Raw genomic sequence first — 26,180 nt, 5'->3', positions numbered from 1 at the left:
CTAGTATGTTGGCTTAGAAGCAGCCATCATTTAAAGAGTGCGTAATAGCTCACTAGTCGAGTGATACTGCGCCGAAAATGTACCGGGGCTAAACATATTACCGAAGCTGTGGATTGTCCGTAGGACAATGGTAGGAGAGCGTTCTAAGGGCGTTGAAGCATGATCGCAAGGACATGTGGAGCGCTTAGAAGTGAGAATGCCGGTGTGAGTAGCGAAAGACGGGTGAGAATCCCGTCCACCGATTGACTAAGGTTTCCAGAGGAAGGCTCGTCCGCTCTGGGTTAGTCGGGTCCTAAGCTGAGGCCGATAGGCGTAGGCGATGGATAACAGGTTGATATTCCTGTACCACCATGAATCGTTTTAAGCGATGGGGGACGCAGTAGGATAGGCGAAGCGTACGATTGGATTGTACGTCCAAGCAGTAAGACTGAGTGTTAGGCAAATCCGGCACTCATAAGGTCAAGCTGTGATGGGGAGAGGAAATTGTTTCCTCGAGTCGTTGATTTCACACTGCCGAGAAAAGCCTCTAGCTAGATTTATGGTGCCCGTACCGCAAACCGACACAGGTAGTCAAGATGAGAATTCTAAGGTGAGCGAGCGAACTCTCGTTAAGGAACTCGGCAAAATGACCCCGTAACTTCGGGAGAAGGGGTGCTCTTTAGGGTTCACGCCCAGGAGAGCCGCAGTGAATAGGCCCAAGCGACTGTTTATCAAAAACACAGGTCTCTGCTAAACCGTAAGGTGATGTATAGGGGCTGACGCCTGCCCGGTGCTGGAAGGTTAAGAGGAGTGGTTAGCTTCTGCGAAGCTACGAATCGAAGCCCCAGTAAACGGCGGCCGTAACTATAACGGTCCTAAGGTAGCGAAATTCCTTGTCGGGTAAGTTCCGACCCGCACGAAAGGCGTAACGATTTGGGCACTGTCTCAACGAGAGACTCGGTGAAATCATAGTACCTGTGAAGATGCAGGTTACCCGCGACAGGACGGAAAGACCCCGTGGAGCTTTACTGTAGTCTGATATTGAAATTCGGTACAGCTTGTACAGGATAGGTAGGAGCCTTAGATACGTGAGCGCTAGCTTACGTGGAGGCGTTGGTGGGATACTACCCTCGCTGTATTGGATTTCTAACCCGCACCATTAATCATGGTGGGAGACAGTGTCAGATGGACAGTTTGACTGGGGCGGTCGCCTCCTAAAGAGTAACGGAGGCGCTCAAAGGTTTCCTCAGAATGGTTGGAAATCATTCATAGAGTGTAAAGGCACAAGGAAGCTTGACTGCGAGACTTACAAGTCGAGCAGGGTCGAAAGACGGACTTAGTGATCCGGTGGTTCCGCATGGAAGGGCCATCGCTCAACGGATAAAAGCTACCCCGGGGATAACAGGCTTATCTCCCCAAGAGTTCACATCGACGGGGAGGTTTGGCACCTCGATGTCGGCTCATCGCATCCTGGGGCTGTAGTCGGTCCCAAGGGTTGGGCTGTTCGCCCATTAAAGCGGTACGCGAGCTGGGTTCAGAACGTCGTGAGACAGTTCGGTCCCTATCCGTCGTGGGCGTAGGAAATTTGAGAGGAGCTGTCCTTAGTACGAGAGGACCGGGATGGACATACCTCTGGTGTACCAGTTGTCGTGCCAACGGCATCGCTGGGTAGCTATGTATGGACGGGATAAGTGCTGAAAGCATCTAAGCATGAAGCCCCCCTCAAGATGAGATTTCCCAACTTCGGTTATAAGATCCCTCAAAGATGATGAGGTTAATAGGTTCGAGGTGGAAGCATAGCGATATGTGGAGCTGACGAATACTAATCGATCGAAGACTTAATCAAATTTAAAAGTTTTGTTGGTTAAACTAAATTTTACTTACAATCTAGTTTTGAGTGTATAAATTTTATACATGACATTGTCTGGTGACTATAGCAAGGAGGTCACACCTGTTCCCATGCCGAACACAGAAGTTAAGCTCCTTAGCGCCGATGGTAGTCGGACTTACGTTCCGCAAGAGTAGGACGTTGCCAGGCAATCAAGACCCGAAAGGGTCTTTTTTTTACGTAAAAGGAGCTTAACTTCCCAGTTCGAAGAACTGCAAACTGACAAAAGAAAACGTTTGAAGCTGACGAAGTAAACGAGAGACGAAATGAGCTTACAAGCGGTAAGTGAGTGAGGAAAGCGTGAAATAGTAAAAGGAATGCATGAGCAAAAACTCATGCATAAGTACCGCTATCTCAATAAATTGAGAGTGGTACTTTACGAGCGCTTGCCTGAAGTCAGGAAAGCTGCTTAGCGCCGAAGGTAGCTGACTTACGTTCCGCAAGAGTAGGTAAAGAGGAATACATGAGCTAAAGCTCATGCATAAGTCACACTATTCCAATAACATATAAATTCATAAGATATATAAGTGTCAAAGGTAAAAATTAAAATTAAGAAGTGTGACTTTACAGGCAAGTAAATAGGATGCGATGAGCCGAGACCGAAAGGGTCTTTTTTTTACATAAAAGGAGCTTAACTTCCAGTTCGAAGAACTGCAAACTGACAAAAGAAAGCGTTTGAAGCTGACGAAGTAAACGAAAGACGAAATGAGCTTACAAGCGGTTAGTGAGTGAGGAAAGCGTGAAATAGTAAAAGGAATGCATGAGCTAAAGCCCATGCATAAGTCACAGTATTTCAATAACATATAAATTTATAAGAAATATAAAAGTCGAACTATCAATAATATATACTAGACTGTCAGTGTTTTGATTAGTGCGTCTGTATGTTCTTTGAGTTGGGATATCGGAATACCACCGAAACCTAGAATAAATTTAACTGTGTTTTGATCACTATCATATTTACTAAATGGTATTATTTTTAAATCATTTTCCTTTGCACGTTCTAAGCATTGCCCCATAGTCAAATGATTTTTGACAGTGAGTGTAAAATGCATACCAGCTAAAGCACCATCTATTTTTAATTGCGATTGATAAGGTGTTAATGCATTTAAAATTGTTGTTAGTTTATGGCGATACACGTTTCTCATTTTATTAAGATGCCTTTCAAAACTCCCTGATTTCATAAAGAGTGAAATCATTTTTTGTGTATGTGCCGGCACTGTGTTTCCTTCTTTATTTGCCAAGTTGTCATATTTTGAAAGTAAATTATTTGGTAAAACTAAATATGCAATTCGACAGCTTGGAAATAATGATTTGGAAAAGGTACTAATATATATGACCTTATCTTTAGTGTCTAAACTTTGTAGAGCAGGTATTGGTTTACCGAAGTAGCGAAACTCAGAATCATAATCATCTTCAATAATGTATCTATCAGTACTTTGTTGTGCCCAATTGATGAGTTGGGTTCTTTTTTTTAAACTCATAACATAGCCTGTGGGGAATTGGTGTGATGGTGTGACATATGCGATATTATTATTGGATTTCTGAAAGGACGTAATTTCTATTCCTGTACTATTTACAGGTACTTGAAGATAAGCAATTTGCTTTTTATCTAGTACTTGCTTAATGGGTGGATAACTAGGATTTTCTATTAAAAAACGACCGTCATTTAAAATGTCAGTTAAAAGATTTATTAGTTGTTCTGTTGAAGAACCGATGATAATTTGTTCAGGTCTACAGTTAACGCCACGACTATTAAATAAGTAATGTGCAATTTCTTGTCTTAATGAAATCTCGCCTTTTGAATTAACATGTTGTAGTAAATCAATTTCTTCATCTTCAAATGCATCTTTTGCATATTTTCTAAATTGTTTCATAGGGAAGTATTCTGCATCAATCTCTGATAAATTAAATGCCAGTGAACGGACTGATTGTGTCACTTCATGATTATTTTTTGAGTAATTATGATGTTGGGATTGGTCCATATTTCTTGCGATAACAGGAAGCGTTTCTATATCTGAAACAAAATAGCCTGAACGCGGTTTGGAGTAAATATATCCTTCATCTAATAAGAGCTGATACGCATGTTCAATTGTTGTATTGCTTACAGATAAATGTTGGCCTAATGCACGTTTAGACGGAAACTTATCTTCAGATTTGTATTGACCTTCTATGATTTGTTGTTTTAAATTTTCATATAAATTAATATAGAGATGATTTTTAGACAATAAACTGACCCCCTAAATTATTTTGAAAGTGTACCTTTTTAAATACCAGTTTATCTTTTAAAATGAATTTAATCAACTAAGTAAAGGGGTAAATAAAATGTCTAAATTTACTGGATCAGAAAGAGTCAAAAGAGGAATGGCTGAAATGCAAAAAGGCGGCGTCATCATGGACGTTGTCAATGCTGAACAAGCGAAGATTGCGGAAGAAGCAGGGGCAGTTGCTGTAATGGCGTTAGAACGTGTTCCTTCTGATATTAGAGCAGCTGGTGGTGTTGCTAGAATGGCAAATCCTAAAATTGTTGAAGAAGTAATGAATGCTGTTTCTATACCTGTCATGGCTAAAGGTCGTATTGGTCATATAACAGAAGCACGTGTACTAGAAGCAATGGGTGTTGACTATATTGATGAATCAGAAGTCTTAACACCAGCTGATGAAGAGTACCACTTACGTAAAGATACTTTTACAGTACCATTTGTTTGTGGCTGTCGTAATTTAGGTGAAGCAGCGCGTCGCATAGGTGAAGGAGCGGCAATGTTACGTACGAAAGGTGAACCTGGTACTGGTAATATCGTTGAAGCTGTTAGACATATTAGACAAGTCAATGCTGAAGTGAGTCGCATAACAGTTATGAATGATGATGAAATTATGACGGAAGCTAAAAACATAGGTGCACCTTTTGAAGTATTAAAATCAATTAAAGAAAACGGTAAATTGCCAGTGGTGAATTTTGCAGCTGGTGGTGTAGCAACACCTCAAGACGCTGCTTTGATGATGGAATTAGGTGCAGATGGTGTATTTGTTGGTTCTGGTATTTTTAAATCAGAAGATCCTGAAAAATTTGCAAAAGCAATTGTACAAGCTACGACGCATTACCAAGATTATGAATTAATTGGTAGATTAGCTAAAGAGTTAGGTACAGCAATGAAAGGTTTAGACATTAATGATTTGTCACTAGAAGAACGTATGCAAGAGCGTGGTTGGTAATATGAAAATAGGTGTTTTAGCTTTACAGGGTGCTGTGAGAGAACATTTGAAGCATATTGAATTAAGTGGACACGAAGGTATTGCCATAAAACATGTGGAGCAATTAGAGGAAATTGATGGGCTCATACTACCTGGTGGTGAATCGACAACGTTACGTCGTTTAATGAATATATATGGGTTTAAAGAAGCATTACAACAATCTGAATTACCTATGTTTGGCACTTGTGCAGGGCTTATAGTTATGGCAAAAGATATTGTTGGTGAAGAAGGATATCTCAACAAATTAGATATTACGGTCCAACGAAATTCATTTGGCAGACAAGTAGATAGTTTTGAAAGTCATTTAAATATTACTGGCATTGCAGAAGATATAGAAGGGGTATTTATCAGAGCCCCTCATATAGCCCAAGTCCATGGGAATGCCACAATATTGAGCTCGGTTGGTGAGAAAATAGTAGCAGTTCAAGAAGGACGCTATTTAGGTGTTTCTTTCCATCCAGAGTTAACAGAAGATTATCGCGTAACGCAATATTTCATTGAACATATTGTAGCAAAGGCTACAATTGAGCAAGTTTAATATAACGTAAAAAAGCAGGTCAATTCCAAAATGGATTGACCTGCTTTTTGTCAGTTTAATTAGATAAAGAAACCTGCGATTGCTGCAGAAATAAATGACACAAGTGTGGCACCAAATAAAAGTTTTAAACCAAAACGTGCTACCATATCACCTTTTTCATTATTAAGCGATTTGATTGCGCCAGAAATAATACCAATAGAACTAAAGTTAGCAAAAGATACAACAAAGACAGAGATTACACCTTTTGCGTGTTCACTGATATTTTTAACTTCATTTAAGCTTTGCATGGCTACAAATTCATTAGATAGTAATTTTGTTGCCATAATAGAACCAGCTTGAACAGCATCGTCCCATGGTACCCCAATTAAAAATGCTAATGGTGCAAATATAAATCCAATTAAAGTTTGGAAATCCCATGTAATACTTCCACCTGAAGCTGCAGTGAAAATAGCACTTACAACACCGTTTAACAAAGCGATAATTGCTATATAACCAATCAGCATCGCACCAACGATTACAGCAACTTTAAACCCATCTAAAATGTATTCCCCTAACATTTCGAAGAAGGACTGTTTTTCCGTCTCACTTTCTTCAACGATTAATTTATCTTCTTTTACATCTACTTTATATGGATTAATAATAGAAGCAATGATAAACCCGCCAAATAAGTTTAGTACTACTGCAGTAACTACATATCTAGGCTCGATTAATGTAAAATAAGCACCGATAATAGAAGCCGATACCGTAGACATCGCGGAAGCAGTCAATGTATAAAGACGTTGTTTAGGGATATGTGCTAATTCTTTTTTGAGTGAAATGAAAACCTCTGATTGACCCAAAATTGCTGCTGCTACCGCATTATATGACTCTAAGCGACCCATCCCATTTACTTTAGAAATGGCTAAACCTAAATAGTTAATAATGAATGGCAATATTCTTGTGTATTGTAAGATACCAATTAATGCTGAAATAAAAACGATTGGTAATAATACATTGAAGAAGAATGGAGGATTTTTAGGATCTACAAATTCAAATCCACCAAATACAAAATTGACACCTTCAGCAGCTTTAGCTAATAAGTAATTAAAGCCATCTGAAATGCCACCAATGACCGTAATACCAAATTTTGTTTTTAATAATATAAAAGCAAATACAAGTTGTATTATGAGTAATAAGCCAATGTATTGCCAGCGAATATTTTTTCTGTCAGAACTAAAGAGTAAAGCTAACCCAAGAAACACAGCAATACCAATTAAACCGATAATAATATGCATAATAATTCATCCCTTTAAATTTTTTCTTAACTCCTATAATACAATAAACAAGCGCTTACTTACATCCAAAATTGAAAAAATTTAAAACATATTGGTTGAAAAAGGTCAAAGTTGGTCATATAATATAGTCAAAGAAGGTCAAAAGAGGTGATAATCATGCATAACATGTCCGACATCATAGAACAGTACATTAAAAAATTATTTGAAGACACCAATGAAGACGTTGTTGAAATTCAACGTGCCAATATTGCACAGCGGTTTGACTGTGTGCCTTCTCAACTAAACTATGTGATCAAAACACGTTTTACAAATGAACATGGTTATGAAATAGAAAGTAAAAGAGGTGGCGGTGGTTATATTCGAATCACTAAAATTGAAAACAAAGATGAAACAGGTTACATTAATCATTTACTTCAACTCATCGGACCATCTATTTCACAGCAACAAGCTTATTACATCATAGATGGTTTATTAGATAAAGCATATATCAGTGAACGTGAAGCAAAAATGATTTACGCTGTAATCGATAGAGAAACTTTAAAAATGGATGTATTATCAAGAGATATTATACGTGCTAATATAGTGAAACGAATATTACATGTAATAAATTATTATTAAAGAAATTAAGAGAGGTGTTTGGTCGTGCTGTGCGAAAATTGTCATTTAAATGAAGCAGAAGTAAAGTTAGCAGTTAAAGGGCAAGATGGTGTACATGAAAAATGGGTTTGTGCCACATGCGCACAAGGCGGTAACCCGTGGACTCAAAACCAACAAATGCAGTCACAAGATGACATTGAAGGTGCGTTTGTAGTAAAACAAATATTACAACATTTAGCAGCGAAACACGGTATTGATTTCGATGAAATTGCATTTAAAGAAGAAAAGAGATGTCCTACTTGTCAAATGACATTAAAAGATATTGCGCATGTTGGTAAATTTGGTTGTGCAGACTGCTACGCAACTTTTAAAGATGACATTGTCGATATTGTACGACGTGTACAAGGTGGTCAAATTGAACACACTGGAAAAACACCACGCTCTTCACATAGAAAGTTAGCTTTGAAAAAACAAATAGAAGAGAAAACAACTTATTTAAATCAGTTAATTGAAGAACAAAATTTTGAAGAGGCTGCAGTTGTTAGAGATGAAATTAAGGCATTGAAAGAAGACAGCGAGGTGAAACATGATGAGTAAGAATGATATCAGCACCCACATTAGTGAGTGGATGAGAGACGAGGCAGAAAGTCCAATCGTAATGTCTTCGAGATTGCGTTTGGCTAGAAATTTAGAAAATCATGTACACCCTTTGATGTTTGCATCCGAACAAGATGGTAATAGAGTGATAAATGAAGTTCAAGATGCGCTTCCTAACATGTTTATACAGAGGTTAGACACGATGGACCAGCAGAGTAAATATAAACTTGTAGCGAAACATCTTATCAGTCCCGAGTTAATAAAAAGACCTGCTGCTGCAGTACTTTTAAATGAAGATGAATCTTTAAGCATTATGGTTAATGAAGAAGATCATATACGAATTCAAGCCATGGGAAATGATTTATCATTGCAAACATTATATGAAAAAGCTTCCGCACTGGATGACACATTAGACAGTGAGTTAGATGTAAGTTTTGATGAAACACTCGGTTATTTAACAACATGTCCGACGAATATCGGTACTGGTATGAGAGCCAGCGTAATGTTACATTTACCGGGACTTACGATTATGAAGCGGATGAATAGAATCGCTCAAACAATCAATCGTTTTGGATTCACAATAAGAGGTATTTATGGCGAAGGTTCCCAAGTATACGGTCACATTTATCAAATTTCCAATCAACTGACGCTTGGAAAAACAGAAGAAGAAATTATTGAAAGTTTAACTGAAGTAGTACAACAAATTATTAACGAAGAGATGCAAATTCGCGAACGACTTAGCAAGCATAATAAAATTGAAACTTTAGATAGAGTATATCGTTCGTTAGGTATCTTAAAATATAGTAGACTAATATCTATGGAAGAAGCATCATTTAGATTAAGTGAAGTGAAATTAGGTATAGATTTAGACTATATTGAATTAAAAGACTTTAAGTTTAATGAGTTGATGGTTGCTATTCAATCACCATTCTTATTAGATGATGAAGATGATAGAACAGTTAACGAAAAAAGAGCAGATATTTTAAGAGAACATATAAATTAGGAGGTCATGCTATGTTATTTGGTAGACTGACAGAACGTGCACAACGTGTATTGGCACATGCTCAAGAAGAAGCAATTCGCTTAAATCATTCAAATATAGGAACAGAACATTTACTTTTAGGTTTAATGAAAGAACCAGAAGGTATTGCAGCAAAAGTGTTGGAATCCTTTGATATTACTGAAGAAAAAGTAGTAACAGAAGTTGAAAAATTAATTGGTCACGGTCAAGAACAAATGGGTGCGTTACATTACACACCACGTGCTAAAAAAGTTATTGAGTTATCAATGGACGAAGCAAGAAAATTACACCACAATTTCGTTGGTACCGAGCATATATTACTTGGTTTAATTAGAGAAAATGAAGGTGTAGCTGCACGTGTTTTTGCTAATCTAGACTTAAACATTACGAAAGCACGCGCGCAAGTAGTGAAAGCTTTAGGAAGCCCTGAAATGAGCAATAAAAATGCGCAGGCAAACAAATCTAATAATACACCAACTTTAGATAGTCTTGCTCGTGACTTAACAGTAATTGCTAATGATGGCACGTTGGATCCTGTTATTGGCAGAGATAAAGAAATCACACGTGTCATTGAAGTGTTGAGTAGACGTACTAAGAACAACCCAGTATTAATTGGGGAACCAGGTGTCGGTAAAACGGCAATTGCTGAAGGTTTAGCACTTGCAATTGTTAATAATGAAGTTCCTGAAACACTTAAAGGTAAACGTGTGATGTCATTAGATATGGGAACAGTCGTTGCTGGTACGAAATATCGTGGCGAATTTGAAGAACGTTTGAAAAAAGTAATGGAAGAAATTCACCAAGCAGGTAATGTCATTCTGTTCATTGATGAGCTTCACACATTAGTAGGTGCTGGTGGTGCAGAAGGTGCAATTGATGCATCAAACATCTTAAAACCAGCATTAGCCCGTGGCGAATTACAATGTATCGGTGCGACTACACTAGATGAATATCGTAAAAACATTGAAAAGGATGCTGCGTTAGAACGTCGTTTCCAACCTGTTCAAGTAGATGAACCAACTGTTGAAGATACGATTGAAATCTTAAAAGGATTACGTGATCGTTATGAAGCACATCACCGCATCAACATCTCTGATGAAGCTTTAGAATCAGCAGCAAAACTAAGTCATCGCTATGTTTCTGATCGTTTCTTACCAGATAAAGCGATTGACTTAATTGATGAAGCAAGCTCAAAAGTAAGACTAAAAAGTCATACAACACCACCAAACTTAAAAGAGTTGGAACAAGAAATTGAGCAAGTGAAAAATGAAAAAGATGCAGCTGTACATGCACAAGAATTTGAAAATGCAGCTAATTTACGTGATAAACAAACTAAATTAGAAAAACAATACGAAGAAGCAAACAATAATTGGAAAAATAGCCAAAACGGTGCGAACACATCCTTATCTGAAGAGGATATCGGTGAAGTTATCGCTGGTTGGACTGGCATTCCATTAACAAAAATTAATGAAACAGAATCTGATCGCTTGCTTAACTTGGAAGATACGTTACACAAACGTGTCATTGGTCAAAAAGAAGCAGTGACATCAATCAGTAAAGCAGTAAGACGTGCAAGAGCAGGATTAAAAGATCCTCAAAGACCAATAGGTAGCTTTATATTCTTAGGACCTACAGGTGTCGGTAAGACAGAATTAGCACGTGCACTAGCAGAAACAATGTTTGGTGAAGATGACGCAATGATTCGTGTTGACATGAGTGAGTTTATGGAAAAACATGCTGTCAGTCGTTTAGTAGGAGCGCCTCCAGGTTATGTTGGTCATGATGATGGCGGTCAATTAACTGAAAAAGTAAGACGCAAACCATATTCAGTTATATTATTTGATGAAATCGAAAAAGCGCATCCTGATGTATTTAACATCTTGTTGCAAGTATTAGATGATGGACATTTAACAGATACTAAAGGTCGTCAAGTAGACTTCCGTAACACAGTGATTATTATGACATCTAACGTGGGTGCGCAAGAATTGCAAGATCAACGTTTTGCTGGATTTGGTGGCGCATCAGAAGGTCAAGACTATGAATCTATCCGTAAAACAATGATGAAAGAATTGAAAAATGCTTTCCGTCCAGAATTCTTAAACCGTGTAGATGACATCATTGTATTCCACAAACTGTCACAAGATGAGTTGAAAGAAATTGTAACAATGATGGTAAATAAACTTACAGATCGTTTATCAGAACAAGATATTGATATTATCGTTTCTGATGCAGCTAAAGAACGCATCGCTGAAGAAGGATACGATCCAGAATATGGTGCGAGACCACTTATTCGAGAAATCCAAAAAACGATTGAAGATAACTTAAGTGAGTTAATCTTAGACGGCAATCAAATTGAAGGTAAAAATGTTTATATCGACCATGACGGTAAGGAATATAAATATAACATTAAAGATAGAACAGAAGATGAAAAAGAAAAAGAAACTTCTGAATCATAAAATTAGATAAATCAATATAGGTCATAGTGCCAAAGCGTTTCTCAAGTATTTATTTCAACCTTGAGAAACGCTTTTTTAATTTCAAAAACTACGATACAGTATGGTGAAAGTATGATATGACCTTGTAGGCTAATTTGGATATCAATAAAGTATATCTTTTTGATGGTGCTATAGGCATAATAGTGTTATTTTTAAAAATAGATTTTTGCAATATATTCATTTATATATTACAATATAAAGCTATTTATTTAGCATATAAAATATCAAAATAAATCATTTGTAAATAAAATTTGTTTTTACATAAACATAGGTATAAAATAGATTTGTTCAATAAAGATGGAGGTGCAGTTTTGGCCAAAAAGAAAGTGATTTTTGAATGCATGGCATGTGGTTATCAGTCACCTAAATGGATGGGGAAATGTCCTAACTGTGGTGGATGGAATCAAATGGAAGAAATCATAGAACAGAAATCGACAAGTCCGAAACATGGTGTGCGCAGTCGTGAAAATACATCCAAAGTACAGAAGTTAAATGATATAAAGCATGAGACAACACCACGTGTTAAAACGAATTCAGCAGAGTTTAATCGAGTGCTTGGTGGCGGAATCGTTAATGGTTCACTTGTGTTGATTGGTGGCGATCCAGGTATCGGTAAATCAACACTATTGCTTCAAATATGTGCAGCGTTATCACAAGAGAAAAACGTTTTATATATAACTGGTGAAGAATCATTAAATCAAACAAAATTAAGAGCAGATCGATTAGATGAAGAGTCAAGTCATTTAAATGTATTTGCAGAAACAGATTTAGAAGTGATACATGAAACAGTTAAACAATTGAAGCCTGATTTGCTTGTTGTAGATTCTATTCAGACTATTTTTCACCCTGAAATCAGTTCTGCACCCGGTTCGGTATCTCAGGTGAGAGAGAGTACACAGAGCTTGATGAATATAGCTAAACAACTAAATATCGCGACGTTTATTGTTGGTCACGTTACGAAAGAAGGTCAGATTGCGGGACCTCGTTTGCTAGAACATATGGTAGATACGGTGCTTTATTTTGAAGGTGATGAGCATCATGCTTATCGGATTTTAAGAGCGGTAAAAAATCGCTTTGGCTCTACAAATGAAATGGGTATTTTTGAAATGAAACAGAGTGGATTGAAAGGTGTTAAAAATCCTTCAGAAATGTTTTTAGAAGAACGGTCTACAAATGTTCCAGGTTCGACAATCGTGTCTACTATGGAAGGTACGCGACCATTATTAATTGAGGTTCAAGCGTTAGTGACACCCACAACATTTAATAATCCTAGACGTATGGCGACAGGAATAGATCACAATCGTTTAAGTTTGTTAATGGCTGTATTAGAGAAAAAAGAAAATTATTTACTGCAACAACAAGATGCCTATATTAAAGTAGCTGGTGGCGTAAGATTAACAGAACCTGCTGTTGATTTAGGAATCATTATTGCTACTGCCTCAAGCTTTAAAGATTTAACTGTAGATGGCTTAGACTGTTTTATCGGCGAAGTTGGTTTAACAGGGGAAGTGAGACGTGTTTCTCGCATTGAACAACGTGTACAAGAAGCGGAAAAATTAGGTTTTAAACGCATTATTATTCCTGAATCTAATATTGGGGGTTGGGAATTCCCGAGCAACATTAAAGTCATTGGTGTGACAAATGTCCATGAGGCATTAAAATATGCCTTATCAAAACATTGATCAACGACATTTATTTAAATGGTTACATGGCTTATGAAGTCATAATAGCTTTCATGCGAAAGGAGCGTTAGCATTTGAACATGATAAGACTCATTGTAATCTTGTGCTATATCATATTGGGCGCAAGTTTAGGCGTGTATCTTATTCCAGAGATTATTGCAGATGCTGGATTGAGTCATTTCATGCTACTTACAAATAATTATTTCAATGGACTACTAGGGATTATACTGTTTTTTGCTATCTTTGGTTGGTTTATTAAGAAAGTAACTTTAGCAATGAAAGATTTAGAACAAATGATTATGCGTCAAAGTGCGATAGAAATATTGTTTGCCACAATTGGGCTCATTATAGGTTTGCTTATTTCTGTAATGATTTCATTTATTTTCCAAATTATTGGCAACAACGTGTTAAATCATTTTGTACCAATCATTGTTACAATCATATTGGGGTATTTAGGATTTCAATTTGGTTTACGTAAACGTGATGAAATGCTTTTGTTTTTGCCAGAAAATATGACGCGTTCTATGGCTATGAATACACGTAATGCGATGCCAAAGGTGATTGATACGAGTGCAATTATAGATGGACGTATTCTAGATGTTTTAGAATGTGGCTTTGTAGATGGTGAGATTTTAATTCCACAAGGTGTGATTAATGAATTGCAAGTTATTGCGGATGCGAATGATAGTGTGAAGAGAGAAAAAGGTCAAAGAGGCTTAGATATGCTTAATGCATTACACGATGCACAGCACCCTACACGTATTATTCAACCTACAAAATCACACAGTGATATAGACGCTATGTTAATTAAACTCGCGCTGCATTATAGAGCTCAAATTATCACTACAGATTTTAATCTGAACAAAGTTTGTCATATACAAGGCATTCAAGTACTCAATGTTAATGACTTATCAGAAGCCATTAAGCCAACAGTCCATCAAGGTGATCGACTTAACTTATTGTTAACTAAGATGGGTAAAGAAGCTGGACAAGCAGTGGGTTATTTAGAAGATGGTACGATGGTAGTTGTAGACAATGCTAAAAAACATATTGGCGAACACATTGATTTAGAAGTCGTCAGTTTATTGCAAACATCTTCGGGTCGGATTATTTTTGCTAAAAAAATATATTGAAATAGCAGTTAGGTTTCATATGAAATGTAGCAACTACAGTTACAGTTTCACATGAAACCTTTTTTACGTAAAAACACTGAATGACCAAGTGACAAAAGAATTCATTTATAAACAATTAAATTTAAGCGTGGTAATATCATAATCAGCTTTAAAGTGCTACAATAGATAGCGAAATTGTATTACTATATTTAGAATTATGCCGTGAAATTAAAAACAAAAAATGTTTGATTTTAATATAGTGATGCTTTAAAAAATGATGAGCTATGATATTATAAGTAAGCGAATAAGCAATATACTTTAAATGCTGAAACATTATTTTTTAATATGAACTTCATTGGATTCGTATTGATATATTACTGTGTGTAATAGATAGACACAGTAAAAATGAAAGCAATGAAATTGAAAATAAAAAATTAATTTTAAACAGGAGTGAACATAATGAGTAATCGTGTAAGAGTTAGATATGCGCCAAGTCCAACAGGTTATTTGCATATTGGTAATGCAAGAACTGCATTATTTAACTATTTATTTGCTAAACATTATGATGGTGATTTTGTAATACGTATAGAAGATACAGATAGCAAACGTAATTTAGAGGATGGAGAATCATCACAGTTCGATAATCTAAAATGGCTAGGTATTGATTGGGACGAATCAGTAGATAAGGATAAAGGTTATGGCCCTTACCGTCAGTCAGAACGTGCTGAAATATACAACCCGCTTATTCAACAATTATTAGATGAAGATAAAGCATATAAATGTTATATGACTGAAGAAGAGTTAGAAGCGGAACGTGAACAACAAATTGCGCGTGGTGAAATGCCGCGTTATGGTGGTAAACATGCACATTTAACAGAGGAAGAACGTCAACAATTTGAAGCAGAAGGACGTAAACCTTCTATTCGTTTCCGCGTTCCAAAAGATACAACTTATAAATTCGATGATATGGTTAAAGGCGAAATTTCATTTGATTCAAACAATATGGGAGATTGGGTAATTGTTAAAAAAGATGGTGTACCAACATATAATTTTGCCGTAGCTGTTGATGATCATTACATGGAAATTTCAGATGTTATACGTGGCGACGACCATATTTCAAATACTCCAAAACAATTAATGATTTATGACACATTTGGTTGGGAACCACCAAGATTTGCACATATGTCACTAATTGTAAATGAAGAACGTAAAAAATTAAGTAAACGTGATGGCCAAATCCTTCAATTTATTGAACAGTATAGAGACTTGGGTTACTTACCTGAGGCCTTATTCAACTTTATTACGTTGTTAGGTTGGTCTCCGGAAGGTGAAGATGAAATCTACTCTAAAGAAGAATTTATCAAAATCTTCGACGAAAAACGTTTATCTAAATCACCTGCATTTTTCGATAAACAAAAATTAGCTTGGATTAACAACCAATATATGAAACAAAAAGATACTGAAACAGTATTTGAACTTGCTTTTCCACATTTAGTAAAAGCAGAATTATTGCCTGAAAATCCTTCTGAAGAAGATAAAGCGTGGGGGCGTAAACTGATTGCACTTTATCAGAAAGAAATGAGTTACGCTGGAGAAATTGTTCCATTATCTGAAATTTTCTTCCGAGACGAACAAACACTAGGTGAAGATGAGCAAGAAGTTATTAATGGTGAACAAGTTCCAGAACTAATGAATCATTTATATGGCAAATTAGAAGCATTAGAAACTTTTGAAGCTGACGAAATTAAAAAAACAATTAAAGAAGTTCAAAAAGAAACAGGTATCAAAGGTAAGCAATTATTTATGCCGATACGTGTAGCTGTAACTGGACAAATGCACGGACCAGAACTGCCAAATACAATTGAAGTTTTAGGCAAAGACAAAGTGCTACAACGCTTAAAAAAATACGTTTAATGCGTAGAGTGAATAACATAGATTAAATGTATAACACTTGAAAAATTACAAGTTACCAACTATTATAATATGTGAATGAGCTAAAGGATTAGTATGCAATGGTATGTGTCAAGAGAGTGTGCGGTCGCTGTGAGCACAACACAAAAATTGTTGAATGCACCTTTAGTTTGATGAATTGAATAATGCAAATGAGTCAATATAAGTTGTATTGCTATGTGATTGAGGAATCAGCTTATTAAAAAAGAGTGGAACCGTGCAAAGCACCTCTAACAGTATGATGTTGGAGGTGCTTTTTTAATAAGGAGGTCGCAACCTTGTTTGAAATTTTGAAAAGAATCAAAGATGATGTAAATATGGTGTTTGAGCAAGACCCAGCAGCACGTACAACATTAGAGGTAGTTACATCTTATGCTGGTGTACATGCAGTGTGGAGTCACTTAGTTGCACATGCTTTATATAAAAAGAAAAAATATGTATTAGCCAGATTGATTTCTCAAATCACACGTTTTTTTACTGGAATAGAAATACATCCAGGTGCTCAAATTGGCAAGCGTTTATTTATTGACCATGGTATGGGCGTAGTGATAGGAGAAACATGTAGGATTGGTGATAATGTCACAATCTATCAAGGCGTTACTTTAGGTGGGACAGGTAAAGAGAAAGGGAAGCGTCATCCTGATATTGGAGACAATGTTTTAATTGCAGCAGGAGCAAAAGTACTCGGTAATATTAAAATTAATTCAAATGTTAATATTGGCGCAAATTCCGTAGTGTTAAACTCGGTACCTAGCTATTCTACAGTGGTTGGTATACCAGGGCATATCGTAAAACAAGACGGAAGAAGAATTGGCAAAACATTTGATCATCGTAATTTACCTGATCCAATTTATGAGCAATTAAAACAATTAGAGAAACAACTTGAGAAAACAAGAAATGGAGAGATTCAAGATGATTACATTATATAATACACTCACACGTCAAAAAGAAACGTTTAAGTCAATAGAACCAGGTAAGGTTAAAATGTATGTTTGTGGACCAACTGTATATAATTACATTCATATTGGAAACGCAAGACCTGCAATTAACTATGATGTTGTCAGAAGATATCTTGAGTACCAAGGTTATGAAGTGATTTACGTTTCAAACTTTACGGACGTAGATGATAAATTAATAAAACGCTCTAAAGAATTAAATGAGCCTGTAAATACAATAGCTAATCGCTATATCGATGCATTTTATGAAGATGTGGGTGCATTAAATGTCAAAAAAGCGACTTCAAATCCAAGAGTCATGAATCATATGGACGATATTATTAAGTTTATAAAAGAACTTATTGATGAAGGCTATGCATATGAAAGCGGTGGCGACGTTTATTTCAGAACACGTAAGTTTGAAGATTATGGTAAATTAAGCCATCAATCGCTGAACGATTTAAAAGTAGGTGCGCGTATTGAACAAGGGGAACAAAAAGAAGACGCTCTTGATTTTACGTTATGGAAACAAGCGAAACCAGATGAAATCAGTTGGGATAGTCCATTTGGCAAAGGTAGACCAGGCTGGCATATTGAGTGTTCGGTGATGGCTTATCACGAGCTAGGTGCAACAATTGATATTCATGCGGGTGGTACAGATTTACAATTCCCTCATCATGAAAATGAAATTGCACAATCTGAAGCGCATAACCATGCCCCATTCGCAAACTATTGGATGCACAATGGTTTCATTAACATAGATAATGAAAAAATGAGTAAGTCATTGGGCAATTTTGTCTTAGTGCATGACATTATTAAAGAAATTGATCCGGACGTCTTACGCTTTTTCATGATAAGTGTACATTATAGAAGTCCAATCAACTATAATATGGAACTTGTTGGGGCGGCTAAAAGTGGGTTAGAACGTATTCGCAATAGTTATCAAGCCATTGAAGAACGTGAAACAATTGCAACTAATATTGAAACACAAGATCATTATATTGATGAAATCAATCAAATATTAGACCAATTTGAAACGGTTATGAACGACGATTTTAATACGGCTAATGCCATTACAGCTTGGTATGATTTATCAAAATTAGCGAATAAATACGTATTAGAAAATACGACATCTACTAAAGTGATTGCACGATTTAAAGAAGTGTATCAAATCTTCAGTGATGTCTTAGGCGTTCCTTTAAAAGCATCAAACAACGATGAATTATTAGATGAAGATGTTGAAGCACTCATTGAAGAACGAAATCAGGCGCGACAAAATAAAGATTTTGCACGTGCAGACGAAATCCGTGACCAGTTAAAAGAACAAAATATTATTTTAGAAGATACGCCACAAGGTGTGAGATTCAAACGTGGTTAATATGGATAATAAGTTATTAAATCCATTAACTTTGGCATATATGGGTGATGCAGTATTAGATCAATTCGTAAGAGAGTACATTATATTGAAGTTAAAAGCTAAGCCCAATCGACTACACCAAGAAGCCAAGCGTTACGTATCTGCAAAAAGTCAGGCACAATCGCTTGAGCACTTATTAGAAAATAACTGGTTTACAGCGGAAGAATTAGATATTGTTCGTCGTGGTAGAAATGCGAAGAGTTATACTAAGGCGAAAAACACAGATATTCAAACTTATCGAAAAAGTTCGGGTTTAGAAGCAATCCTCGGATTTTTATATCTAGAAAAAAACCAAGAGCGACTCACCATGTTGCTTGAACGCATCGTAAAAAATGTAGATGAAAGGTAGTGAGACTTTGGAAGAGATTGTTATAGTAGGTCGTCATGCCGTAAAAGAAGCGATTGTTTCCGGACATACAATTAATAAGGTTTTAATTCAAGATACAGTGAAAAAAGGACAAATTAATGATATTTTAAAAAAGGCAAATAGTAATAAAATCATTGTACAAGCAGTGCCAAAATCAAAATTAGATGGTTTGTCTGATGCGCCTCACCAAGGTGTCGCTGCATACATCGCACCATATGAATATGCAGATTTTGATGCGTTTTTAGCACAGCAAAAGAACAATGAAAAACTATCAACTGTTTTAATTTTGGATGGCTTAGAAGATCCTCATAATTTAGGGTCGATTTTAAGAACGGCTGATGCTTCAGGAGTAGATGGCATTATTATTCCTAAAAGGCGATCGGTTGCACTTACGCAGACTGTTGCAAAAGCTTCTACTGGTGCGATTGAACATGTCCCTGTCATGCGTGTTACAAATTTGGCGAATACCATTGAAACATTAAAAGACCATGGATACTGGGTGGTCGGTACAGAAGCCGAAAATTCAACAGATTATCGTGAAATGGACGCTGGTATGTCGCTAGCGATTGTTATCGGAAGTGAAGGGCAAGGCATGAGCAGACTTACCAAAGATAAATGTGACTTTTATATAAATATTCCAATGGTAGGGCATGTAAATAGTTTGAATGCTTCTGTTGCGGCAAGCTTAATGATGTATGAAGTCTATCGTAAACGTAATCAGATTGGAGAAAAATCATGAAGGATCGTTTCTTGATTATAGACGGTTACAATATGATTGGCCAATCACAAGATTTAAGTCAAATAGCCCAAGAAAATTTGGAAGAAGCACGCGATCAGCTATTAACTGCGATTGCAAATTATAATGCAGTTATAGCAGATGAGGTTGTATGTGTGTTTGATGCCTATGAACAATCCGGCATGTCATCAGAATATATGTATCACGGTGTAAAGATTGTCTTTACTAAAGAAAAAGAAACAGCAGATAGTTTTATAGAAAAATATGTTTATGATTTATACGACAAACATACAAGACATATCACAGTGGTAACAAGTGATATGAGTGAGCAACATGCCATATTTGGTGCGGGAGCTTATCGTATCTCTTCTAGAGAAATGTGGAGAGACTTGAGAGAAAATGAAGTTTCGGTTTCAAAAAAGCTTGAAGGGTTCAATGAGCAGAAACCACGCACACGTATAGAACTATCAAATGAAATTTTGGAAGAATTTGAAAAAATTAGAAGGGGTAACAATCACAAATAAGAAGATTGGCCCCTTGCTTTTTTTATAGCGTCCTTTGTATGCTAACTTTATTCTGATTGAAAGGATAAAAAAGCATGCACCAAAGAATAAAACATCAAGAATCAATACCAGTTTCAAAAAGCAAACGCCAAGATATTCATTTCCTAATCGATTTACTTGAGCAAATACAACCACATATTAGAAAATGTTTAAATCATTTCACAATACATCCTGATGATAAAGAAGATTTACAACAAGAAATACTTTTGAAATTATTCAAAGCGATAAGTCAATTTGATTTTTCAAAAGACATACCGTTAGCACATTACGTAAATCGCACTATCAAAAATGCCAGAAATGATTATATACGAAAAAAATTAGCTGATGTAAGACGACAAAGGTTATTAGAAAATGAAATGTTAAGTAGTGTCCAAGTGTTAAGGCAAGTGAGGCAACCGGATGACATTATTTTAAGAAGAGAAACCCTGGTTTTGTTGCATCAAAGTGTTGAAAAATTAACAGAGTTAGAACAAGGTATTATAAAATATATTTTAAATGATTATAAACCATCAGAGGTTGCCCATATCTTAAATCTAAATGTTAAGATAGTTTACAATTCGATACATAGATGTAAACTGAAATTAAAGCGTGTTTTTAAGCAAAAGTATCATGACTAAAAACAGTTATGGATACGTATAAAATGATTTTTGGATTAATAGAAAGCAATAGTGGAAGATTGACAATTGACAGAGATGTTATGTATAGTAGATTGGTATTATAATGAGTAAGGTGAAGTGAAATGAAAAAAGTGCCATTAAGCTGTGAAACGTGTGGAAATAGAAATTATAATGTTCCAAAGCAAAGTAACCTTACATCAAGATTGACATTGAAGAAGTATTGTCCAAGATGTAACGCACATACAGTTCATAAAGAAGCGAAATAATGTCGGTATATTAGATTTAGTAATTGAGTAAATATAACCTTCCAATTTAGTTGTGAGTATTGTATTTGCTTAATTTGTCGTATGTATAAGCAAATGAGAAAATCGAATTAATATGGAGGTATTGCTAATGGCTAAAAAAGAAAATTTCTTTCAAGGCGTAAAGTCAGAAATGGAAAAGACGAGTTGGCCAACGAAAGAAGAATTATTTAAATATACTATTATTGTTGTGTCAACGGTAGTATTTTTCTTAGCCTTCTTCTATGTCTTAGATTTAGGTATTGGTAGAGTTATAGAGTTAATTAAATAGATAGGAGTGACGACATGTCTGAGGAAGTTGGCGCAAAGCGTTGGTATGCTGTGCATACTTATTCTGGTTATGAGAACAAAGTTAAGAAGAATTTAGAAAAACGTGTGGAATCTATGAATATGACTGAATTGATATTCAGAGTGGTTATACCTGAAGAAGAAGAAACACAAGTTAAAGATGGTAAAGCTAAAACGTTAACTAAAAAAACATTTCCTGGCTATGTATTAGTCGAATTAATCATGACTGATGAATCATGGTATATTGTGAGAAACACACCGGGTGTTACAGGATTTGTTGGTTCAGCAGGTGCTGGGTCAAAACCAAATCCATTATTACCTGAAGAAGCACGTTTCATCTTGAAACAAATGGGCATGAAAGAAAAAACAATTGATGTTGAATTAGATTTAGGTGAGCAAGTTCAAATCAAATCAGGTCCATTTGCGAATCAAGTTGGTGAAGTTCAAGAAATTGAAGCGGATAAGTTTAAATTGACAGTTCTTGTAGACATGTTTGGTAGAGAAACACCTGTTGAAGTAGAATTCGATCAAATTGAAAAATTATAAAGGTATATAAGTAATACTAGACTTGTTAAAGCAAGAAATATTACTTTACATGCATTAAGAACCCCTAATCATTAAAATGATTCAGTGTAAGGAATACCTGAGCTAGGGCTCATGCATTAAGAACCCCTAATCATTAAAATGATTCAGTGTAAGGAATACCTGAGCTAGGGCTCATGCATTAAGAACCCCTAATCATTAAAATGATTCAGTGTAAGGAATACCTGAGCTAGGGCTCATGCATTAAGAACCCCTAATCATTAAAATGATTCAGTGTAAGGAATACCTGAGCTAGGGCTCATGCATTAAGAACCCCTAATCATTAAAATGATTCAGTGTAAGGAATACCTGAGCTAGGGCTCATGCATTAAGAACCCCTAATCATTAAAATGATAAGGGGTTCTATAAAAAAAAGTTCCATTTTACTCTTGCTTTATGATTTGAGTAGATGTTATAATACTGTGGTCACGCTTATAGAGCGTTCATTTCGTCACGAAATGTAGAAGAGTGGGAGGACAAAACTGAGTCCTGTGACCACATCACGATATCAAGGAGGTGCACATCGTGGCTAAAAAAGTAGAAAAAGTTGTTAAATTACAAATTCCTGCAGGTAAAGCAAACCCAGCACCACCAGTTGGTCCAGCATTAGGTCAAGCAGGTGTGAACATTATGGGATTCTGTAAGGAATTCAACGCACGTACACAAGAAGATGCAGGTTTAATTATTCCGGTAGAAATCAGTGTTTATGAAGATCGTTCATTTACATTCATTACAAAAACTCCACCGGCTCCAGTACTACTTAAAAAAGCAGCTGGCGTTGAAAAAGGTTCTGGTGAACCTAACAAAAACAAAGTTGCTACAGTAACTAAAGATCAAGTACGTGAAATTGCAAACCAAAAAATGCAAGATTTAAACGCTGCAGACGAAGAAGCAGCTATGCGTATTATCGAAGGTACTGCACGTAGTATGGGTATCACAGTTCAATAATATAAAAAAATCAACGAAAACATAGATTGACGATGAAGCAGATGACAGAAATGACAAACAGGATCAAAGCGTTCAATATTGTCGTAATAAGAGGGAAATTGTCATTTATTTAGGAAGTGTTTCCTGAGATGAAATATGATTAAAACCTCTCTGTTATCTGCTCTTAACTTGCAAATGCGAGTAAATGTGGGAGGAAATTCCGCTAAAACCACTAAAGGAGGACATGAAATGGCTAAGAAAAGTAAAAGATTTCAAGAAGTAGCTAATAAAATTGACCGCCAAAAACACTATAGTGTGGAAGAAGCAGTTGAATTAGCTAAAGAAACAAGTATTGCTAACTTTGACGCATCAGTTGAAGTAGCATTCCGTTTAGGAATTGATACACGTAAAAATGATCAACAAATCCGTGGTGCAGTTGTACTTCCAAATGGTACAGGTAAATCACAACGTGTATTGGTATTCGCAAAAGGAGACAAAGCAGCTGAAGCAGAAGCAGCAGGTGCAGATTTCGTTGGTGAAGGTGAATATGTTCAACAAATCCAACAAGGTTGGTTTGACTTTGACGTAGTAGTAGCTACACCAGATATGATGGGTGAAGTTGGTAAACTTGGTCGTGTATTAGGACCTAAAGGTTTAATGCCAAACCCTAAAACTGGAACTGTAACAATGGACGTTACAAAAGCAGTTGAAGAAATCAAAGCAGGTAAAGTAGAATATCGTGCTGAAAAAGCTGGTATTGTACATGCTTCTATTGGTAAAGTATCATTTGATACTGACAAACTTGTTGAAAACTTCAAAGCTTTACAAGATGTGTTAACTAAAGCAAAACCATCTTCAGCTAAAGGTACTTACTTCAAATCTGTTGCTGTTACAACAACAATGGGTCCTGGCGTAAAAGTCGATACTTCTAGCTTCAAACTTTAATCTTAAATATAAATGATGATAAGACTGGATGGATATATTCAGTCTTATCTTTAAAAATATATTGACATATTATATTTAACCAGTTATATTGGTTAATGTATTATTTTACCTAAGACAGTAGGAGTTAGTCATAACTTAAAAATAATCCTACCGAGGCTAAAATTGACTTGAACGTGAAGATTTTTAGATCTTTCAAGCACTTTTTGCCGTGGGTAGAAAGTGCTTTTTTTATTGAGATAAAGCTGTTAATTGACGTAATTAGCAGTTGTAATCAAGATTAAAAGCACCAAATAAATAAACTATGGAGGTGTCTAAATGTCTGCTATCATCGAAGCTAAAAAACAACAAGTTGATGTAATTGCTGAATCATTAAAGAATTCAGTATCTACTGTAATCGTTGACTACCGCGGTCTAACTGTTTCAGAAGTAACTGAATTACGTTCACAATTACGTGAAGCTGGCGTTGAATTCAAAGTATTGAAAAATACAATGGTTCGTCGTGCTGCTGATCAAGTTGGCTTAGAAGATTTAAATGAACACTTAGTAGGTCCTACTGCAGTTGCTACTTCAACAGAAGATGTTGTTGCTCCAGCAAAAGTATTAGCAGGATTTGCTAAAGAACATAAAGCTTTAGAAATTAAAGTAGGTGTTATGGAAGGCAGTGTTATTTCTGCTGAAGAAGTTAACACAGTTGGTACATTACCATCACACGACGGTCTTGTTTCTATGCTTTTATCAGTATTACAAGCTCCAGTACGCAATTTCGCTTATGCAGTTAAAGCTGTTGGAGAAGATAAAGAACAAAACGAAGAAAGCGCTGAATAATTGCGCATAAAACTAATAAAATTAATGGAGGAATATTAAAATGGCTAATCAAGAACAAATCATTGAAGCAATTAAAGAAATGTCAGTTTTAGAATTAAACGACTTAGTAAAAGCAATTGAAGAAGAATTTGGTGTAACTGCAGCAGCTCCAGTAGCAGCAGCAGGTGCAGCAGGTGGCGGAGACGCTGCTGAAGAAAAAACAGAATTTGATGTTGAATTAACATCAGCTGGATCATCTAAAATCAAAGTCGTTAAAGCTGTTAAAGAAGCTACTGGCTTAGGATTAAAAGATGCTAAAGAATTAGTTGACGGAGCTCCTAAAGTAATCAAAGAAGCTTTACCAACTGAAGAAGCTGAAAAACTTAAAGAAGCATTAGAAGAAGTTGGCGCTACAGTAGAATTAAAATAATTCTAGCTGGCTAACAGTTCATAATTATATATTGAAGGTTATTCAAGCAGTTTAACACATTAGCTATTTCGATACGCTAATCTTAAATGCAATGTGGATATCCTGAAATCTTTGAGAAATGAAAACCCCGTTATCGTTATAACGGGGTTTTATCTTATTTGATCTATCCTGAATGAATCGTTTGTTGTTACAAAGTTTTGTTGAGGGTATAGTATTAATCTAAGATGAATTAGATTAAAAGAGGTGTAGTCATGAGTCATTACTATGATGAAAATCCTGAAGTAGAAAGCGCTGAACTTCCTTTTACGTATTCCTACAAAAACTATGATTTAAAATTAGTTACTGATTCAGGTGTATTTTCTAAAGGGAAAATAGACTTTGGTTCAGATTTATTAATCAATACTTTTTTGAAAGAAAATCCCCCGGGTCCTACTAAAAAAATTATAGATGTTGGTTGTGGTTATGGACCGATTGGTTTGATGATTGCAAAAGTGTCTCCGCACCATGAAATAACGATGGTTGATGTAAATCAACGCGCACTTTCCTTATCGATTAAAAATAAAACGCAAAATCATTTAGAGAATGTAGAGATCAAAGAAAGTGATGGGTTATCGCAAGTAGAGGATAATGCTTTTGATTTTGTATTAACGAATCCACCGATTAGAGCAGGAAAAAAAGTAGTTCATAGCATCTTAACTGATGCGCATCATAAATTAAAAGCGAATGGTGCCCTTTATGTTGTGATTCAAAAGAAACAAGGTATGCCATCTGCGAAGAAAAAAATGGAAGAAACATTTGGTAATGTAGAAGTATTAGAAAAGCACAAAGGCTATTATATATTAAGAAGTGTAAAAGGTTGATTAAAAACCACTGTTCTGATATAGT

The 26,180-nt window shown here is 35.9% G+C and carries 25 protein-coding genes, 2 rRNA genes and 1 other annotated feature (1 of these 28 cut by a window edge); of the genes, 25 read left to right on the top strand and 2 right to left on the bottom strand.

The window, feature by feature from the left end:
* Positions 1 to 1,825: ribosomal RNA gene (locus JG554_RS11785) — 23S ribosomal RNA — on the top strand; it begins 1,093 nt to the left of the window's first position.
* Positions 1,826 to 1,902: 77 nt separating this feature from the next.
* Positions 1,903 to 2,017: ribosomal RNA gene (rrf, locus tag JG554_RS11780) — 5S ribosomal RNA — on the top strand.
* Positions 2,018 to 2,715: 698 nt separating this feature from the next.
* On the opposite strand, the gene pdxR is transcribed toward rrf, so the two are convergent.
* Entirely contained in the window at positions 2,716 to 4,092 is a 1,377-nt protein-coding gene (pdxR, locus tag JG554_RS11775) for a MocR-like pyridoxine biosynthesis transcription factor PdxR (RefSeq protein WP_064209901.1), read from the bottom strand.
* A gap of 97 nt (positions 4,093 to 4,189) precedes the next feature.
* Here pdxR and pdxS point away from each other — a divergent pair, with 97 nt between their 5' ends.
* Both pdxS and pdxT read left to right on the top strand, forming a co-directional pair.
* Entirely contained in the window at positions 4,190 to 5,077 is an 888-nt protein-coding gene (gene pdxS / locus JG554_RS11770) for a pyridoxal 5'-phosphate synthase lyase subunit PdxS (protein WP_064209900.1), read from the top strand.
* 1 nt (position 5,078) lies between these two features.
* On the top strand, positions 5,079 to 5,654 hold the full coding sequence (pdxT, locus tag JG554_RS11765) for a pyridoxal 5'-phosphate synthase glutaminase subunit PdxT (RefSeq protein WP_064209899.1): 576 nt from the start codon (positions 5,079 to 5,081) through the stop codon (positions 5,652 to 5,654).
* 59 nt (positions 5,655 to 5,713) lie between these two features.
* Here the strand turns inward: pdxT and JG554_RS11760 are convergent, their stop codons facing one another.
* Complete coding sequence (locus tag JG554_RS11760) at positions 5,714 to 6,928, bottom strand: NupC/NupG family nucleoside CNT transporter (RefSeq protein WP_046207697.1); 1,215 nt, start codon at positions 6,926 to 6,928, stop codon at positions 5,714 to 5,716.
* Between the two features lie 156 nt (positions 6,929 to 7,084).
* On the opposite strand from JG554_RS11760, the gene JG554_RS11755 reads away from it, so the two are divergent.
* The 21 genes from JG554_RS11755 (at position 7,085) to JG554_RS11655 (ending at position 26,155) form a co-directional block, all read left to right on the top strand.
* The gene (locus JG554_RS11755) at positions 7,085 to 7,546 is read left to right on the top strand and encodes a CtsR family transcriptional regulator (RefSeq protein ID WP_019468588.1); all 462 of its coding nucleotides are present in this window, start codon (positions 7,085 to 7,087) and stop codon (positions 7,544 to 7,546) included.
* A 24-nt stretch (positions 7,547 to 7,570) separates the two neighbouring features.
* Entirely contained in the window at positions 7,571 to 8,122 is a 552-nt protein-coding gene (locus JG554_RS11750) for a UvrB/UvrC motif-containing protein (RefSeq protein WP_046207696.1), read from the top strand.
* Complete coding sequence (locus JG554_RS11745; protein WP_182478087.1) at positions 8,115 to 9,125, top strand: protein arginine kinase; 1,011 nt, start codon at positions 8,115 to 8,117, stop codon at positions 9,123 to 9,125. The genes JG554_RS11750 and JG554_RS11745 overlap by 8 nt, the downstream gene beginning before the upstream one ends.
* 11 nt (positions 9,126 to 9,136) lie before the next feature.
* Complete coding sequence (locus JG554_RS11740; RefSeq protein WP_046207694.1) at positions 9,137 to 11,599, top strand: ATP-dependent Clp protease ATP-binding subunit; 2,463 nt, start codon at positions 9,137 to 9,139, stop codon at positions 11,597 to 11,599.
* A gap of 350 nt (positions 11,600 to 11,949) precedes the next feature.
* On the top strand, positions 11,950 to 13,320 hold the full coding sequence (gene radA, locus JG554_RS11735) for a DNA repair protein RadA (RefSeq protein WP_107360032.1): 1,371 nt from the start codon (positions 11,950 to 11,952) through the stop codon (positions 13,318 to 13,320).
* A gap of 74 nt (positions 13,321 to 13,394) precedes the next feature.
* Entirely contained in the window at positions 13,395 to 14,453 is a 1,059-nt protein-coding gene (locus JG554_RS11730; RefSeq protein WP_070039491.1) for a PIN/TRAM domain-containing protein, read from the top strand.
* A gap of 438 nt (positions 14,454 to 14,891) precedes the next feature.
* Complete coding sequence (gltX, locus tag JG554_RS11725; RefSeq protein ID WP_107360031.1) at positions 14,892 to 16,346, top strand: glutamate--tRNA ligase; 1,455 nt, start codon at positions 14,892 to 14,894, stop codon at positions 16,344 to 16,346.
* A gap of 323 nt (positions 16,347 to 16,669) precedes the next feature.
* The gene (gene cysE / locus JG554_RS11720) at positions 16,670 to 17,311 is read left to right on the top strand and encodes a serine O-acetyltransferase (protein WP_046207703.1); all 642 of its coding nucleotides are present in this window, start codon (positions 16,670 to 16,672) and stop codon (positions 17,309 to 17,311) included.
* Entirely contained in the window at positions 17,295 to 18,695 is a 1,401-nt protein-coding gene (gene cysS / locus JG554_RS11715) for a cysteine--tRNA ligase (protein WP_064209893.1), read from the top strand. Before cysE ends, cysS begins: the two co-directional genes overlap by 17 nt.
* A gap of 1 nt (position 18,696) precedes the next feature.
* Positions 18,697 to 19,083 carry a Mini-ribonuclease 3 gene (locus tag JG554_RS11710; protein ID WP_064209902.1) on the top strand — a complete coding sequence of 129 codons (387 nt, stop codon included), beginning with the start codon at positions 18,697 to 18,699 and terminating at the stop codon, positions 19,081 to 19,083.
* 7 nt (positions 19,084 to 19,090) lie between these two features.
* Positions 19,091 to 19,840: a 23S rRNA (guanosine(2251)-2'-O)-methyltransferase RlmB gene (rlmB, locus tag JG554_RS11705; RefSeq protein ID WP_046207688.1), complete on the top strand. Its 750-nt coding sequence runs from the start codon at positions 19,091 to 19,093 to the stop codon at positions 19,838 to 19,840.
* Positions 19,837 to 20,361: an NYN domain-containing protein gene (locus JG554_RS11700; RefSeq protein ID WP_019468577.1), complete on the top strand. Its 525-nt coding sequence runs from the start codon at positions 19,837 to 19,839 to the stop codon at positions 20,359 to 20,361. The genes rlmB and JG554_RS11700 overlap by 4 nt, the downstream gene beginning before the upstream one ends.
* Before the next feature lie 74 nt (positions 20,362 to 20,435).
* Positions 20,436 to 21,017 (top strand): sigma-70 family RNA polymerase sigma factor, encoded by a 582-nt coding sequence (locus tag JG554_RS11695; protein ID WP_107360030.1) that lies wholly within the window; start codon positions 20,436 to 20,438, stop codon positions 21,015 to 21,017.
* 122 nt (positions 21,018 to 21,139) lie between these two features.
* Positions 21,140 to 21,283: a 50S ribosomal protein L33 gene (rpmG, locus tag JG554_RS11690; RefSeq protein WP_071560108.1), complete on the top strand. Its 144-nt coding sequence runs from the start codon at positions 21,140 to 21,142 to the stop codon at positions 21,281 to 21,283.
* Between the two features lie 127 nt (positions 21,284 to 21,410).
* Positions 21,411 to 21,590 (top strand): preprotein translocase subunit SecE, encoded by a 180-nt coding sequence (gene secE, locus JG554_RS11685; RefSeq protein ID WP_046207686.1) that lies wholly within the window; start codon positions 21,411 to 21,413, stop codon positions 21,588 to 21,590.
* Positions 21,591 to 21,604: 14 nt separating this feature from the next.
* Entirely contained in the window at positions 21,605 to 22,153 is a 549-nt protein-coding gene (nusG, locus tag JG554_RS11680) for a transcription termination/antitermination protein NusG (RefSeq protein ID WP_019468574.1), read from the top strand.
* A gap of 561 nt (positions 22,154 to 22,714) precedes the next feature.
* The gene (gene rplK / locus JG554_RS11675) at positions 22,715 to 23,137 is read left to right on the top strand and encodes a 50S ribosomal protein L11 (protein ID WP_019468573.1); all 423 of its coding nucleotides are present in this window, start codon (positions 22,715 to 22,717) and stop codon (positions 23,135 to 23,137) included.
* A gap of 228 nt (positions 23,138 to 23,365) precedes the next feature.
* Positions 23,366 to 24,061 carry a 50S ribosomal protein L1 gene (rplA, locus tag JG554_RS11670; protein WP_046207685.1) on the top strand — a complete coding sequence of 232 codons (696 nt, stop codon included), beginning with the start codon at positions 23,366 to 23,368 and terminating at the stop codon, positions 24,059 to 24,061.
* Between the two features lie 90 nt (positions 24,062 to 24,151).
* Positions 24,152 to 24,299 (top strand) — a sequence feature (ribosomal protein L10 leader region).
* A 77-nt stretch (positions 24,300 to 24,376) separates the two neighbouring features.
* Positions 24,377 to 24,886 carry a 50S ribosomal protein L10 gene (gene rplJ / locus JG554_RS11665; RefSeq protein ID WP_046207684.1) on the top strand — a complete coding sequence of 170 codons (510 nt, stop codon included), beginning with the start codon at positions 24,377 to 24,379 and terminating at the stop codon, positions 24,884 to 24,886.
* A 40-nt stretch (positions 24,887 to 24,926) separates the two neighbouring features.
* Entirely contained in the window at positions 24,927 to 25,295 is a 369-nt protein-coding gene (gene rplL, locus JG554_RS11660) for a 50S ribosomal protein L7/L12 (RefSeq protein WP_046207683.1), read from the top strand.
* 251 nt (positions 25,296 to 25,546) lie between these two features.
* Positions 25,547 to 26,155 carry a class I SAM-dependent methyltransferase gene (locus JG554_RS11655; RefSeq protein WP_070657486.1) on the top strand — a complete coding sequence of 203 codons (609 nt, stop codon included), beginning with the start codon at positions 25,547 to 25,549 and terminating at the stop codon, positions 26,153 to 26,155.
* Positions 26,156 to 26,180: the final 25 nt, after the last annotated feature.

Origin of the sequence: Staphylococcus sp. 11-B-312, from assembly GCF_016743055.1 — a bacterium.
In the GTDB taxonomy this organism is placed as follows: domain Bacteria; phylum Bacillota; class Bacilli; order Staphylococcales; family Staphylococcaceae; genus Staphylococcus; species Staphylococcus ureilyticus.
Note: the sequence above shows the minus strand (reverse complement) of the source record. Positions and strands in the feature narration are given on the sequence as shown.

What these genes read in the sequence shown, in the direction of transcription:
- pdxS (WP_064209900.1), top strand. Translation starts at nt 4,190, where the DNA reads ATGTCTAAATTTACTGGATCAGAAAGAGTCAAAAGAGGAATGGCTGAA.
- pdxT (WP_064209899.1), top strand. Translation starts at nt 5,079, where the DNA reads ATGAAAATAGGTGTTTTAGCTTTACAGGGTGCTGTGAGAGAACATTTG.
- JG554_RS11760 (WP_046207697.1), bottom strand. Translation starts at nt 6,928, where the DNA reads ATGCATATTATTATCGGTTTAATTGGTATTGCTGTGTTTCTTGGGTTA.
- JG554_RS11755 (WP_019468588.1), top strand. Translation starts at nt 7,085, where the DNA reads ATGCATAACATGTCCGACATCATAGAACAGTACATTAAAAAATTATTT.
- JG554_RS11745 (WP_182478087.1), top strand. Translation starts at nt 8,115, where the DNA reads ATGAGTAAGAATGATATCAGCACCCACATTAGTGAGTGGATGAGAGAC.
- JG554_RS11740 (WP_046207694.1), top strand. Translation starts at nt 9,137, where the DNA reads ATGTTATTTGGTAGACTGACAGAACGTGCACAACGTGTATTGGCACAT.
- gltX (WP_107360031.1), top strand. Translation starts at nt 14,892, where the DNA reads ATGAGTAATCGTGTAAGAGTTAGATATGCGCCAAGTCCAACAGGTTAT.
- cysS (WP_064209893.1), top strand. Translation starts at nt 17,295, where the DNA reads ATGATTACATTATATAATACACTCACACGTCAAAAAGAAACGTTTAAG.
- JG554_RS11710 (WP_064209902.1), top strand. Translation starts at nt 18,697, where the DNA reads ATGGATAATAAGTTATTAAATCCATTAACTTTGGCATATATGGGTGAT.
- JG554_RS11700 (WP_019468577.1), top strand. Translation starts at nt 19,837, where the DNA reads ATGAAGGATCGTTTCTTGATTATAGACGGTTACAATATGATTGGCCAA.
- JG554_RS11695 (WP_107360030.1), top strand. Translation starts at nt 20,436, where the DNA reads ATGCACCAAAGAATAAAACATCAAGAATCAATACCAGTTTCAAAAAGC.
- rpmG (WP_071560108.1), top strand. Translation starts at nt 21,140, where the DNA reads ATGAAAAAAGTGCCATTAAGCTGTGAAACGTGTGGAAATAGAAATTAT.
- secE (WP_046207686.1), top strand. Translation starts at nt 21,411, where the DNA reads ATGGCTAAAAAAGAAAATTTCTTTCAAGGCGTAAAGTCAGAAATGGAA.
- nusG (WP_019468574.1), top strand. Translation starts at nt 21,605, where the DNA reads ATGTCTGAGGAAGTTGGCGCAAAGCGTTGGTATGCTGTGCATACTTAT.
- rplA (WP_046207685.1), top strand. Translation starts at nt 23,366, where the DNA reads ATGGCTAAGAAAAGTAAAAGATTTCAAGAAGTAGCTAATAAAATTGAC.
- rplJ (WP_046207684.1), top strand. Translation starts at nt 24,377, where the DNA reads ATGTCTGCTATCATCGAAGCTAAAAAACAACAAGTTGATGTAATTGCT.
- rplL (WP_046207683.1), top strand. Translation starts at nt 24,927, where the DNA reads ATGGCTAATCAAGAACAAATCATTGAAGCAATTAAAGAAATGTCAGTT.
- JG554_RS11655 (WP_070657486.1), top strand. Translation starts at nt 25,547, where the DNA reads ATGAGTCATTACTATGATGAAAATCCTGAAGTAGAAAGCGCTGAACTT.